The 12,492-nt window shown below is 70.5% G+C and carries 12 protein-coding genes; 11 read left to right on the top strand and 1 reads right to left on the bottom strand.

All coding sequences use genetic code 11. From position 1 onward, the window contains the following. The first annotated feature begins 167 nt into the window (after window positions 1-167). A complete protein-coding gene (gene whiG, locus ABT057_RS06450) occupies window positions 168-1,010 on the top strand; it encodes an RNA polymerase sigma factor WhiG (protein WP_352341327.1) in 843 nt (280 codons plus the stop codon). Window positions 1,011-1,104: 94 nt separating this feature from the next. Further along, window positions 1,105-1,662: a TetR/AcrR family transcriptional regulator gene (locus ABT057_RS06445; RefSeq protein ID WP_352341458.1), complete on the top strand. Its 558-nt coding sequence runs from the start codon at window positions 1,105-1,107 to the stop codon at window positions 1,660-1,662. Window positions 1,663-1,673: 11 nt separating this feature from the next. Here the strand turns inward: ABT057_RS06445 and ABT057_RS06440 are convergent, their stop codons facing one another. Then, window positions 1,674-2,237, bottom strand: coding sequence for a murein hydrolase activator EnvC family protein (locus ABT057_RS06440; protein ID WP_352341326.1), 564 nt, complete (start codon window positions 2,235-2,237; stop codon window positions 1,674-1,676). 270 nt (window positions 2,238-2,507) lie between these two features. On the opposite strand from ABT057_RS06440, the gene rpsB reads away from it, so the two are divergent. The 9 genes from rpsB to ABT057_RS06395 all read left to right on the top strand — a co-directional run bounded on the left by rpsB (window position 2,508) and on the right by ABT057_RS06395 (window position 12,448). Then, entirely contained in the window at window positions 2,508-3,434 is a 927-nt protein-coding gene (rpsB, locus tag ABT057_RS06435) for a 30S ribosomal protein S2 (protein WP_352341325.1), read from the top strand. A 180-nt stretch (window positions 3,435-3,614) separates the two neighbouring features. Next, the gene (tsf, locus tag ABT057_RS06430) at window positions 3,615-4,451 is read left to right on the top strand and encodes a translation elongation factor Ts (protein ID WP_352341324.1); all 837 of its coding nucleotides are present in this window, start codon (window positions 3,615-3,617) and stop codon (window positions 4,449-4,451) included. Window positions 4,452-4,661: 210 nt separating this feature from the next. After that, a complete protein-coding gene (gene pyrH / locus ABT057_RS06425) occupies window positions 4,662-5,420 on the top strand; it encodes a UMP kinase (RefSeq protein WP_352341323.1) in 759 nt (252 codons plus the stop codon). Window positions 5,421-5,566: 146 nt separating this feature from the next. Beyond that, window positions 5,567-6,124 carry a ribosome recycling factor gene (frr, locus tag ABT057_RS06420; protein ID WP_352341322.1) on the top strand — a complete coding sequence of 186 codons (558 nt, stop codon included), beginning with the start codon at window positions 5,567-5,569 and terminating at the stop codon, window positions 6,122-6,124. Beyond that, window positions 6,124-7,305 carry a phosphatidate cytidylyltransferase gene (locus ABT057_RS06415; protein ID WP_352341321.1) on the top strand — a complete coding sequence of 394 codons (1,182 nt, stop codon included), beginning with the start codon at window positions 6,124-6,126 and terminating at the stop codon, window positions 7,303-7,305. Before frr ends, ABT057_RS06415 begins: the two co-directional genes overlap by 1 nt. Before the next feature lie 78 nt (window positions 7,306-7,383). After that, window positions 7,384-8,490 (top strand): dual-specificity RNA methyltransferase RlmN, encoded by a 1,107-nt coding sequence (gene rlmN / locus ABT057_RS06410; protein ID WP_352341320.1) that lies wholly within the window; start codon window positions 7,384-7,386, stop codon window positions 8,488-8,490. A 231-nt stretch (window positions 8,491-8,721) separates the two neighbouring features. Then, the gene (locus tag ABT057_RS06405) at window positions 8,722-9,789 is read left to right on the top strand and encodes a thiamine ABC transporter substrate-binding protein (protein WP_502973805.1); all 1,068 of its coding nucleotides are present in this window, start codon (window positions 8,722-8,724) and stop codon (window positions 9,787-9,789) included. Continuing rightward, window positions 9,765-11,429, top strand: coding sequence for an ABC transporter permease (locus ABT057_RS06400; RefSeq protein ID WP_352341318.1), 1,665 nt, complete (start codon window positions 9,765-9,767; stop codon window positions 11,427-11,429). Before ABT057_RS06405 ends, ABT057_RS06400 begins: the two co-directional genes overlap by 25 nt. Next, the gene (locus ABT057_RS06395) at window positions 11,429-12,448 is read left to right on the top strand and encodes an ABC transporter ATP-binding protein (RefSeq protein WP_352341317.1); all 1,020 of its coding nucleotides are present in this window, start codon (window positions 11,429-11,431) and stop codon (window positions 12,446-12,448) included. Before ABT057_RS06400 ends, ABT057_RS06395 begins: the two co-directional genes overlap by 1 nt. The last annotated feature ends 44 nt before the right edge of the window (window positions 12,449-12,492 follow it).

The following is a 12,492-nucleotide window of genomic DNA, read 5'->3' as shown; positions in this document are numbered from 1 at the left end:
CGTATCTGCGTACAAGTCGGGCCACGCCCTTCGCGCACCGCGACAGTCCAGTCACGCTACGCTCACGAGGATTCCGGTACAGACCGGCAGCGAAGCGACTTCCGACCAGCAGGCACCCAGGCACCCCGACTCCACGTACTTCACGGCAGAACGGCACAAGGCGACGAATGCCCCAGCACACCTCCGGGTCCGACCGGGCGGCGGTTCCCCCAGCCGCCCGCGACGGTGGCAGCGTGCGGCCGCCCGCTCCCTCGACGCTCGACGAGCTGTGGCGGTCGTACAAGGCGACCGGGGACGAGCGGCTGCGGGAGCAGCTGATCCTGCACTACTCGCCGCTGGTGAAATACGTGGCGGGGCGGGTGAGCGTCGGTCTGCCGCCCAATGTGGAGCAGGCCGACTTCGTCTCCTCCGGGATCTTCGGACTGATCGACGCGATCGAGAAGTTCGACATCGAACGCGAGATCAAGTTCGAGACGTACGCGATCACCCGCATCCGGGGCGCCATGATCGACGAACTGCGGGCGCTGGACTGGATCCCGCGGTCCGTACGGCAGAAGGCGCGCAACGTGGAGCGGGCGTACGCGACGCTCGAGGCACGCCTCAGGCGGACGCCGTCGGAGTGCGAGGTGGCGGCCGAGATGGGCATCGGCGTCGACGAGCTCCACTCCGTGTTCAGCCAGTTGTCGCTGGCCAACGTGGTGGCGCTGGAGGAGCTGCTGCACGCCGGGGACGAGGGCGGCGACGGGCTGAGTTTCATGGACACCCTGGAGGACACCGCCGCGGACAACCCCGTGGAGGTCGCCGAGGACCGGGAGCTGCGCCGCTTCCTGGCACGGGCGATCAACACGCTGCCGGACCGGGAGAAGACCGTCGTCACGCTCTACTACTACGAGGGGCTGACGCTCGCCGAGATCGGCAACGTGCTCGGGGTGACCGAGAGCCGGGTCAGCCAGATCCACACCAAGTCCGTGCTCCAGCTGCGCGCGAAACTGGCGAGCTTCGGTCGCTGACCTGGCAGAATCCGGAGGGTTCGGGCTCGGTCACTCCCGCCGGGCGGCCGGCGTCCGTAAAGTGGTCGACGTGCCAAGGATTCGAGCGGCCTCCGTGGCCGAGCACCGGTCGATGCAGCGTGCCGCCCTGCTGGACGCGGCACGCTCGCTGCTGTCCGAGGGCGGGACGGAGGCACTGACCTTCCCCGCGCTCGCCGAGCGGACGGGACTCGCGCGCTCCTCCGTCTACGAGTACTTCCGGTCGCGGGCGGCCGTGGTCGAGGAACTGTGCGAGGTCGACTTCCCCGTGTGGGCGGCGGAGGTCGAGGCGGCGATGGCGGCGGCGGACGGGCCGCGGGCCAAGGTCGAGGCGTATGTGCGGCGGCAGCTGGCGCTGGTGGGGGACCGGCGGCACCGGGCCGTCGTGGCGATCTCGGCGAGCGAGCTGGACGCCGGGGCCCGGGAGAAGATCCGGGCGGCGCACGGCGGGCTGGTCTCGATGATCGTGTCGGCGCTGGGGGAGATGGGGCACGCGGAGCCCCGGCTCGCGGCGATGCTGGTGCAGGGGGTCGTGGACTCCGCCGTACGGCGGATCGAGCTGGGGGCGGCCGAGGAGCCGGCGGTGGTCACCGAGGCGGCCGTCGGGATGGTGCTGCGGGGCGTCTCGGGCTGAGGGGCCGCGCGTCATGGCCAGGGGACCGGGAGCAGGCGGGACGGACCCCTTCCCAGGAGCCACGGGGGCAGCAGGGTGAGCGGGTTCAGGTAGTCCTCGCCCCTCCGCAGCCCCCAGTGCAGGCATGTCGTCGCGCAGTGCGAGCCGGTCGGTTCCACCTCGCCGATCGGCTCGCCCGGCGACACCTCGGCGCCCTTCCGCACCGTCGGCCGCACCGGCTCGTACGTCGTGCGCAGGTCTGTGCCGGCCAGAAGCACCGACACCACCCCTCTGCCCGCCACCCGGCCCGCGTACGAGACGCGGCCCGCCGCCACCGCGCGCACCGGGGCGCCGGGGGACGCCGCCAGGTCGACTCCGCGGTGGCCCCGGGCGTACGGCGTCGGCGGGGGGTCCCAGCCGCGCACCACCGCCGGGCGCGTGCCCACCGGCCAGGTCCGGCCGATGGCCGGCACCGGCCGGGGCGGGGGCCCGGGCGCCGGTGGCGGCGGTTCGGCCCGGGCCACGGACGCCGTCAGTGTGATCAGCGGGAGCAGCAGCAGGCCCAGGCGGCGCGGCGCGTTCACGGAAGAGTCCATGGCGCAACGGTCCCGCGCCCGCCGGATCCCGGCCGGAAGCTGTGGACAACCCGCCGCCTGTGGAGAGCGGCGTCACCCGCCACCCCGCGGGTCCCGTACACTTCTTCTGGCGATCCGGGTCACCGGGTCGACTTCGCACGCCCCGGCACCAGACCCTCACAGGTCCGGAGCCAGCGCCCCTCGGTCCTTCGTGGCACGGCGCATGCGGGCGTCAGGCGCGGGAGCCGTCCGGCCTCCGCGGCACAACCGAGAACAACGAGGAGAACGGCCATGGCCGTCGTCACGATGCGGGAGCTGCTGGAGAGCGGCGTCCACTTCGGTCACCAGACCCGTCGCTGGAACCCGAAGATGAAGCGCTTCATCTTCACCGAGCGCAACGGCATCTACATCATCGACCTGCTCCAGTCGCTGTCGTACATCGACCGCGCCTACGAGTTCGTCAAGGAGACCGTCGCCCACGGCGGCACGGTCATGTTCGTCGGCACGAAGAAGCAGGCGCAGGAGGCCATCGCCGAGCAGGCCACCCGCGTCGGCATGCCCTACGTCAACCAGCGCTGGCTGGGCGGCATGCTCACCAACTTCTCGACCGTCTACAAGCGTCTGCAGCGCCTCAAGGAGCTCGAGCAGATCGACTTCGAGGACGTCGCCGCGTCCGGTCTGACCAAGAAGGAGCTTCTCGTGCTCTCGCGCGAGAAGGCCAAGCTGGAGAAGACCCTCGGTGGTATCCGCGAGATGTCCAAGGTTCCCAGCGCCGTCTGGATCGTGGACACCAAGAAGGAGCACATCGCGGTCGGCGAGGCCCGGAAGCTGAACATCCCGGTCGTCGCCATCCTCGACACCAACTGCGACCCCGACGAGGTCGACTACAAGATCCCGGGCAACGACGACGCGATCCGCTCCGTCACCCTGCTCACCCGTGTGATCGCCGACGCCGTCGCCGAGGGCCTCATCGCCCGCTCCGGCGTCGCCACCGGTGACAAGGGCGAGAAGGCCGCGGGCGAGCCGCTCGCCGAGTGGGAGCGCGACCTGCTCGAGGGCGAGAAGAAGGCGGACACCGACGAGGCTGCCGAGAAGCCGGCCGAGGCTCCGGCCGAAGCCGCTGCCGAGGCTCCGGCCGAGGAGGCCCCGGCTGCGGAGGCCCCCGCCGCCGAGGCGCCGGCCGCCGAGGCTCCGGCTGCCGAGGACGAGCAGGCCTGACCGTTCCGTCGGCGTTGACGGCGGGGGCGGGCACTGCATCCACCAGCGCCTCCGGCGCGGTGAGGTCCGCCCCCGCCGTTCACCCGTAGGTCGGCACGCGTCGTAGATCCACGGCTACACATGGATCTCGGACCGTACAGATCTTCGATCTTCCAGACTTCGAGAAAGATTCTCAGACTCATGGCGAACTACACCGCCGCCGACGTCAAGAAGCTCCGTGAGCTCACGGGCGCCGGCATGATGGACTGCAAGAAGGCGCTGGACGAGGCCGACGGCAACGTCGAGAAGGCCGTCGAGGCGCTCCGCATCAAGGGCCAGAAGGGCGTCGCCAAGCGCGAGGGCCGCTCCGCGGAGAACGGCGCCGTGGTCGCGATCATCGCCGACGACAACGCCTCCGGCGTCCTGGTCGAGCTGAAGTGCGAGACGGACTTCGTCGCCAAGGGCGACAAGTTCCAGGCCGTCGCCAAGGCCATCGCCGAGCACGTCGCCAAGACCGCCCCGGCCGACCTCGCCGCGCTGCTCGCCTCCGAGATCGAGGCCGGCAAGACCGTCCAGGCGTACGTCGACGAGGCCAACGCCAACCTCGGCGAGAAGATCGTCCTCGACCGCTTCTCGCAGTTCGGCGACGGCTTCGTCTCCGCGTACCTGCACCGCACGATGCCCGACCTGCCCCCGCAGATCGGTGTCCTCGTCGAGCTGGACAAGCCGAACGCCGACATCGCCAAGGGCGTCGCCCAGCACATCGCCGCCTTCGCGCCGAAGTACCTCTCCAAGGACGACGTGCCGGCCGAGGTCGTCGAGTCCGAGCGCCGCATCGCCGAGGAGACCACCCGCGCCGAGGGCAAGCCCGAGGCCGCGATCGCCAAGATCGTCGAGGGTCGCCTGAACGGCTTCTTCAAGGACGCCACGCTGCTCGGCCAGCCGTACGCGCTCGACAACAAGAAGTCCGTCCAGAAGGTCCTGGACGAGGCCGGTGTCACCCTGAAGCGCTTCTCGCGCATCAAGGTCGGCATCTGAGTCCGTACCGCGACGGACGCCCGGCCGCTATAGGGTCGGAAGCAGTCGGCCGCGTTGTCGGCGTATGCCGTCACGCGCGCGTGCGGGGCGGACGACAGCAGATCTGACGAGGAGGCCATTGCCGCGCATGGGATGCGAACGACACCCCACCGGCAATGGCCTTCTTCGTATGCGCAGCAATGTGCATCACGTGAAAGAGGCGGGAACTCCATGACCACCAAGGCTCAGAAGAGCGACGACGGCAAAGTACGCGGCCGGTTTCTGCTGAAGCTGTCCGGTGAGGCATTCTCCGGCGGCGGGGGCCTGGGCGTGGACCCCGACGTGGTGCACAAGATCGCCCGGGAGATCGCGGCCGTGGTGCGGGACGGCGCGCAGATCGCGGTCGTCATCGGCGGCGGCAACTTCTTCCGCGGTGCCGAACTCCAGCAGCGCGGCATGGACCGGGCCCGCTCCGACTACATGGGCATGCTCGGCACGGTCATGAACTGCCTCGCCCTCCAGGACTTCCTGGAGAACGAGGGCATCGACAGCCGGGTGCAGACCGCCATCACCATGGGGCAGGTCGCCGAGCCGTACATCCCGCTGCGTGCCGTGCGCCACCTGGAGAAGGGCCGCGTCGTGATCTTCGGCGCCGGTATGGGCATGCCGTACTTCTCGACCGACACCACCGCCGCGCAGCGCGCCCTGGAGATCGACGCCGAGGCGCTGCTGATGGGCAAGAACGGGGTCGACGGCGTCTACGACTCCGACCCCAAGACCAACCCCGAGGCCGTCAAGTTCGACGCCCTCGGCTACGGCGAGGTCATCACGCGCGACCTGAAGGTCGCCGACGCCACCGCCGTCACGCTGTGCCGCGACAACAAGCTCCCGATCCTCGTCTTCGAGCTTCTGCGGGAGGGCAATATCGCCCGCGCCGTCAAGGGTGAGAAGATCGGCACGCTTGTGGGTGAGCAGGGCAGCCGGGCCTGACCGCAAACCCCCGACGGACCCTGGTCGGGGGATGGACAATGTCCTGGCGGTCGGGAACCGTGCAGGAAGAAGACGCGACGCAGCCGGCCGCCGCCACCGACAGGGAACCGCAGCCGGGCCTTACTCAAGACACGCAGGAGCAAGTGGTGATCGAAGAGACCCTCCTCGAGGCCGAGGAGAAGATGGAGAAGGCCGTCGTGGTCGCCAAGGAGGACTTCGCCGCGATCCGCACCGGCCGTGCGCACCCGGCGATGTTCAACAAGATCGTCGCCGACTACTACGGCGCGCTGACGCCGATCAACCAGCTGGCTTCGTTCTCCGTGCCGGAGCCGCGCATGGCGGTGGTGACCCCGTTCGACAAGTCGGCGCTGCGCAACATCGAGCAGGCGATCCGCGACTCGGACCTGGGCGTCAACCCGAGCAACGACGGCAACATCATCCGTGTGGTGTTCCCCGAGCTCACCGAGGAGCGCCGCCGCGACTACATCAAGGTCGCCAAGGGCAAGGCGGAGGACTCCAAGGTGTCCATCCGTTCCGTGCGCCGCAAGGCCAAGGACGCGATCGACAAGCTCGTCAAGGACGGCGAGGTCGGCGAGGACGAGGGCCGCCGCGCGGAGAAGGAGCTCGACGACACCACCGCCAAGTACGTCGCCCAGGTGGACGAGCTCCTGAAGCACAAGGAAGCCGAGCTGCTCGAAGTCTGATGAACGACTCTTCCTGGGGAGCGCCGCAGCAGCAGGGGTACTGGGGGCCCGTCGACCAGGGGCCTGTCCAGGGGGCTGCCCCGGCGGGTCCCGCGTACGATGCGCCTGAGGCGCAGCAGACTCGCCCCATGCCCATCGTCCCCGACGTACCCGCACACGGCGGAAACCAGGATGACGACCGGGGGGCCGCTCGGCGGGGCGGCCCCTTGTTCCGAGACGAGACGTACCGCCCCGAGGCGTCCGATCAGGGTTTCGGTGCGCAGGCCTTCCGCCACGAGACCCCGTCGGCACAGCCTCACGCGGCGGTGCCGCAGAATCCGGATCCCATGCCCGACGCCCCACAGCCCGCGCCCGCACCGCAGAAGAAGAGTGCGGGCCGAGACCTGGGTGCGGCCATAGGGGTCGCGGTCGGGCTCGGTGTGGTGATCGTCGCGTCGCTGTTCGTCGTCAAGGCCGTGTTCGTCGGCGTGATAGCGGTCGCCGTCGTCGTGGGTCTGTGGGAGCTGACCAGCCGGCTGCAGGAGCGCAAGCAGATCAAGGCACCGCTGGTGCCGCTGGCGCTCGGCGGGGCCGCGATGGTCGTCGCCGGGTACGTCCGCGGGGCCGAGGGGGCCTGGGTCGCCATGGCGCTGACCGCGCTGGCGGTCCTGGTCTGGCGGATGACGGAACCGCCGGAGGGCTACCTCAGGGACGTCACGGCGGGTGTCTTCGCCGCCTTCTACGTCCCGTTCCTGGCCACGTTCGTCGCCCTGATGCTCACCGCGGACGACGGTCCGCGGCGCGTCCTCGTGTTCTTTCTCCTCACCGTCGTCAGCGACACCGGGGCGTACGCCGTCGGCTGGCGCTTCGGCAAGCACAAGCTCGCTCCGCGCATCAGCCCCGGCAAGACCCGCGAGGGCCTGCTGGGCGCGGTGTCCTTCGCGATGGTCGTGGGCGCGCTGTGCATGCAGTTCCTGATCGACGAGGGCACCTGGTGGCAGGGCCTGCTGCTCGGCCTCGCGGTCGCGGCCAGCGCCACGCTCGGCGACCTCGGCGAGTCCATGATCAAGCGGGACCTGGGCATCAAGGACATGGGCACGCTCCTCCCGGGCCACGGCGGCATCATGGACCGCCTGGACTCCCTGCTTCCGACGGCTCCGGTGGTGTGGGCGCTGTTCGTGCTGTTCGTGGGCTCGGGCTGAGGGATCGCGGCGCCGGACCGCGGCCGACCGCCGGGCCCGGACGGGACAGGTCAGTGGATCTGCGACACTGGTACGGCCATGCCTAAGCCCGGAGAACTCACATTCGTCGCCCCCCGCGGAGCCAAGAAGCCGCCGCGGCACCTTGCCGATCTTTCGCCCGCCGAGCGCAAGGACGCCGTCGCGGAGATCGGTGAGAAGCCGTTTCGCGCCAAGCAGCTCTCGCAGCACTACTTCGCGCGGTACGCGCACGACCCGGCGGAGTGGACCGACATCCCCGCCGGCGCCCGGGAGAAGCTGCGTGAGGCGCTGCTGCCCGATCTGATGACGGTCGTACGGCATCTGTCGACGGACGAGGGCGCCACCCGCAAGACGCTGTGGCGGCTGTTCGACGGCACGCTCGTGGAGTCGGTGCTGATGCGGTACCCGGACCGGGTGACCATGTGCATCAGCTCGCAGGCGGGATGCGGGATGAACTGCCCGTTCTGCGCCACCGGGCAGGCGGGGCTGGACCGGAACCTGTCCACCGCCGAGATCGTCCATCAGATCGTCGACGGGATGCGGGCGCTGCGGGACGGGGAGGTGCCGGGTGGTCCGGCCCGGCTGTCCAACATCGTCTTCATGGGCATGGGCGAGCCGCTCGCCAACTACAAGCGGGTCGTGGGGGCCATTCGCGCGCTCACCGATCCGGCGCCGGACGGGCTGGGGCTGTCGCAGCGCGGGATCACCGTCTCGACCGTCGGGCTCGTGCCCGCCATCCACCGGTTCGCGGACGAAGGTCTCAAGTGCCGGCTCGCGATCTCCCTGCACGCGCCGGACGACGAGCTGCGCGACACCCTCGTCCCCGTCAACACGCGGTGGAAGGTGCGCGAGGTGCTCGACGCCGGGTTCGAGTACGTCGAGAAGTCCGGGCGGCGGCTGTCGATCGAGTACGCGCTGATCAGGGACATCAATGATCAGGCCTGGCGTGGGGATCGGCTCGGCCGGCTGCTGCGGGGCAAGCCCGTGCATGTCAATCTCATCCCGCTGAACCCGACTCCGGGGTCCAAGTGGACCGCCTCCCGGCCCGAGGACGAGAAGGCGTTCGTCGAGGCCATCGCGGCGCACGGGGTGCCGGTGACCGTCCGGGACACCCGTGGCCAGGAGATCGACGGTGCCTGTGGTCAGCTCGCGGCCACCGAGAGGTAATCTGGCCACCAGCCATCACATCTTCATACTCTGACATCTTCATATTCCGACAGGGGAGCGCCACAGCGCTGAGAGTGCGGCAACCAGGCCGCAGACCCTCTGAACCTCGCCCAGGTCATTCTGGGTAGGAAGTTCGGTCACCGCTCAAGCTGTTGTGCCCCGCCCGGGCCGTCCGGGCGGGGCCGCGTCTCTTCCTGGCCAACCCCAGGAGGAAAACCAGTGCACACCAGGATGTTTGTGGCCGCGGCCGTCGGCCTCGGTCTCGTCACGCTGTCCGCATGCGGTTCGTCGTCCGACGACACCGCGTCGAGCGGAGGGTCCAAGACCGTCACCCTCGTCAGCCACGACTCGTGGGCCGTCTCCAAGAGCGTGCTCGCCGCCTTCGAGAAGGAGTCCGGGTACAAGGTCAAGGTCCTCACCGACGGCGATGCCGGGCAGGCCGTCAACAAGGCGATCCTGACCAAGGACAACCCGCAGGGCGACGTCTTCTTCGGCGTCGACAACACCCTCCTGTCCCGTGCCCTCGACAACGGGCTCTTCCAGTCGTACGAGGCCAAGGGGCTCGACCAGGTCGGCGGCGCGTACCAGCTCGACGCCGGCAAGCACCGGGTCACGCCCGTCGACTACGGCGACATCTGCGTGAACTACGACAAGAAGTACTTCACCGACCACAAGCTGGCCCCGCCCACCTCGTACGACGATCTGATCAAGCCCGCCTACAAGAACCTCCTCGTCACCGAGAACGCCGCCACCTCCTCGCCCGGCCTCGGCTTCGTGCTCGGCACCGCGGCGAAGTACGGCGACGGAGGCTGGGAGGGCTACTGGAAGAAGCTCAAGGCCAACGGTGTGCAGGTCGTCGACGGGTGGGAGCAGGCCTACAACGAGGAGTTCTCCGGTTCGGCGGGCGGAAAGAAGGCCAAGGCCGACCGTCCGCTCGTGGTGTCGTACGCCTCCTCACCGCCCGCCGAGGTGATCTACGGCGACCCCAGGCCCAGCACGGCCCCGACGGGCGTCGCCGACGGCACCTGCTTCCGGCAGATCGAGTTCGCCGGGCTGCTGCGCAACGCGGGCAACAGCAAGGGCGGCAAGGCCTTCATCGACTTCCTGATCAGCAAGAGGTTCCAGGAGGACATGCCGCTCAACATGTTCGTCTACCCGGTGGTCAAGGGCGCGACCGTGCCCGCCGAGTTCACGGAGTACGGGCCCGCCGCCAAGGACCCCGAGACCATGGACCCGGCGAAGATCGCCGACCACCGCGACCAGTGGGTCAAGTCGTGGACCTCGCTCGTACTCAAGTAGCCCCGCGCAGGACCGGGAGCGCGGCCCGGGCGGCGCTGCTGGTCCTGCCCGTCGCGTTCTTCGGGCTGTTCTTCGCCTACCCCGTCGCCGCGATCGTCGTGCGCGGGCTGAGGGTCGACGGCGCTTGGCAGGCGGGCCGGCTGTGGGACGTCCTCGCCCAGCCCGACATCCGGCACGTCCTGTGGTTCACCACCTGGCAGGCGCTCGCCTCCACGGCGCTCACCCTGCTGGTCGCGCTGCCGGGCGCGTATGCCGTCGCGCGCCTGGACTTCCCGGGCCGGCAGGTGCTGCGGGCCATCGTCACCGTCCCGTTCGTGCTGCCGACGGTCGTGGTCGGTACGGCGTTCCTCGCGCTCGTCGGGCGCGGCGGGCTCCTCGACGAGCTGTGGGGCGTACGGCTGGACACGACCGTGTGGGCGATCCTGCTCGCGCACGTCTTCTTCAACTACGCCGTCGTCGTGCGGACCGTCGGCGGGCTGTGGGCGCAGCTCGACCCGCGGCAGGAGGAGGCCGCGCGGATGCTGGGCGCCTCGCGGCTCAGGGCCTTCAGGACGGTCACGCTGCCCGCCCTCACGCCCGCCGTGGCGGCCGCCGCGCTGATGGTCTTCCTGTTCACCTTCACCTCCTTCGGGGTGGTGCAGATCCTCGGCGGGCCCACCTTCTCCACGCTCGAAGTGGAGATCTACCGGCAGACCACCGAGGTGTTCGACCTGCCCACGGCCGCCGTGCTGACGATCGTGCAGTTCGTGGCGGTGGGCGCGATCCTCGCCGTGCACGCCTGGACGGTGCGGCGGCGGGAGACCGCGCTGCCGCTGGTGGACGCGCACCTCACCGCACGGCGGCCGCGCGGGGCCGGGCAGTGGGCGCTGCTGGCCGGGGTGCTGGTGAGCATCGCCGTGCTGCTCGTGCTGCCGCTCGCGGTGCTGGTACGACGGTCCTTCGACGCCCCCGGCTTCGCCTACTACCGGGCGTTGGCCGACGAGGACGGCAATGTCTTCCTGGTGCCGCCGATCGAGGCGATCGGCAACTCGCTGGAGTACGCCGTCGCCGCGACCGCGATCGCGGTGGTGATCGGCGCCCTGGCCGCGGCGGCGCTCGCCGGACGGGACGCGGGGCGGATCGTCCGGGGTTTCGACGCGCTGCTGATGCTGCCGCTCGGCGTGTCGGCCGTGACCGTCGGCTTCGGGTTCCTGATCGCGCTGGACGAGCCGCCGCTGGACCTGCGCAGCAGCTGGATCCTCGTCCCCCTCGCCCAGGCGCTGGTCGGCGTCCCCTTCGTCGTGCGGACCATGCTGCCCGTGCTGCGGGCGGTGGACCACCGGCTGCGGGAGGCGGCGGCCGTGCTGGGCGCCTCGCCCTGGAGGGTGTGGCGGGAGGTGGATCTGCCGATGGTGCGGCGGGCGCTGCTCGTCGCGGCCGGATTCGCCTTCGCCGTGTCGCTGGGGGAGTTCGGGGCGACCGTGTTCATCGCCCGGCCCGACAACCCGACGCTGCCGGTGGCCGTGGCACGGCTGCTCGGACGGGCCGGTGAGCTCAACTACGGCCAGGCGATGGCCCTTTCGACGATTCTGATGGTGGTGTGCGCGGTGGCTCTGCTGGTGCTGGAGCGGCTGCGGACCGACCGGACGGGGGAGTTCTGATGCTGCTGGGTCTCGAGGCCGCGACGGTGTGCTTCGGCGGGCGGCCCGTGCTGGACGCGGTCGATCTTGCGGTCGCCGAGCACGAGGTGGTGTGTGTGCTCGGGCCCAGCGGCAGCGGCAAGTCGACGCTGCTGCGGGCGGTGGCCGGGCTCCAACCCCTCGACTCCGGGCGGGTGTTGCTGGACGGGCGCGACCAGGCGGGAGTGCCCGCGCACAAGCGCGAGTTCGGGCTGATGTTCCAGGACCATCAGCTGTTCCCGCAGCGGGACGTGGGCGGCAATGTGGCGTTCGGGCTGCGGATGCACGGGGTCCCGAAGGTGCAACAGAGGGAACTGGTGGGGGAGTTGCTGGAGCTGGTCGGGCTGCCGGGCGCGGCCCGTCGGGCCGTCGCCGCGCTCTCCGGCGGCGAGCAGCAGCGGGTCGCCCTGGCCCGTGCCCTCGCTCCCCGTCCCCGGCTGCTGATGCTCGACGAGCCGCTCGGCCAGCTCGACCGTTCGCTGCGGGAGCGACTGGTCGTCGAACTGCGGGAGCTCTTCGGGCGGTTGGGCACGACCGTGCTCGCGGTCACCCACGACCAGGGGGAGGCGTTCGCGCTCGCCGACCGGGTGGTGGTGATGCGGGACGGGCGGATCGCCCAGTCCGGTTCGCCCCTCGAGGTGTGGCAGCGGCCGGCGGACGCGTTCGTCGCCCGCTTCCTGGGCTTCGACAACGTGGTGGACGCGACGGTCACGGGCGGGGTGGCGGTGACGCCGTGGGGCAAGGTTGCGGTGCCGGACGGCTCGCCGCAGGGCGCGCGCACGCTGCTGGTGCGGCCCGCCGGGGTGCGTCTCACCGGCCCCGACGAGGGCCTGCGCTGCACGGTCGCGGCACGCACCTTCAAGGGCACGCATGTTGCCGTACGGCTTCAGCCGGAGGGCGCGCCCAGGCTGGAGGCCGCGTGCGGACTGCGGGAGGCGCCGGAGGTCGGGGACGCGGTCGGGGTGGCGTTCGACGCGGCGGAGACCGTCGTACTGGACTGACCGCAGACGCCGAGTGGCCCGCCCCGTGTGAGGGGCGGGCCCTT

Origin of the sequence: Streptomyces sp. NPDC002588 (assembly GCF_040295925.1) — a bacterium.
Classification (GTDB): Bacteria; Actinomycetota; Actinomycetes; order Streptomycetales; family Streptomycetaceae; genus Streptomyces.
Note: the sequence above shows the minus strand (reverse complement) of the source record. Positions and strands in the feature narration are given on the sequence as shown.

Excerpts from the sequence above, each read along its gene's own strand:
- ABT057_RS06405 (WP_502973805.1), top strand. The coding sequence starts at position 8,722 with ATGTTTGTGGCCGCGGCCGTCGGCCTCGGTCTCGTCACGCTGTCCGCA.
- tsf (WP_352341324.1), top strand. The coding sequence starts at position 3,615 with ATGGCGAACTACACCGCCGCCGACGTCAAGAAGCTCCGTGAGCTCACG.
- rlmN (WP_352341320.1), top strand. The coding sequence starts at position 7,384 with ATGCCTAAGCCCGGAGAACTCACATTCGTCGCCCCCCGCGGAGCCAAG.
- rpsB (WP_352341325.1), top strand. The coding sequence starts at position 2,508 with ATGGCCGTCGTCACGATGCGGGAGCTGCTGGAGAGCGGCGTCCACTTC.
- ABT057_RS06395 (WP_352341317.1), top strand. The coding sequence starts at position 11,429 with ATGCTGCTGGGTCTCGAGGCCGCGACGGTGTGCTTCGGCGGGCGGCCC.
- whiG (WP_352341327.1), top strand. The coding sequence starts at position 168 with ATGCCCCAGCACACCTCCGGGTCCGACCGGGCGGCGGTTCCCCCAGCC.
- ABT057_RS06440 (WP_352341326.1), bottom strand. The coding sequence starts at position 2,237 with ATGGACTCTTCCGTGAACGCGCCGCGCCGCCTGGGCCTGCTGCTGCTC.
- ABT057_RS06415 (WP_352341321.1), top strand. The coding sequence starts at position 6,124 with ATGAACGACTCTTCCTGGGGAGCGCCGCAGCAGCAGGGGTACTGGGGG.
- pyrH (WP_352341323.1), top strand. The coding sequence starts at position 4,662 with ATGACCACCAAGGCTCAGAAGAGCGACGACGGCAAAGTACGCGGCCGG.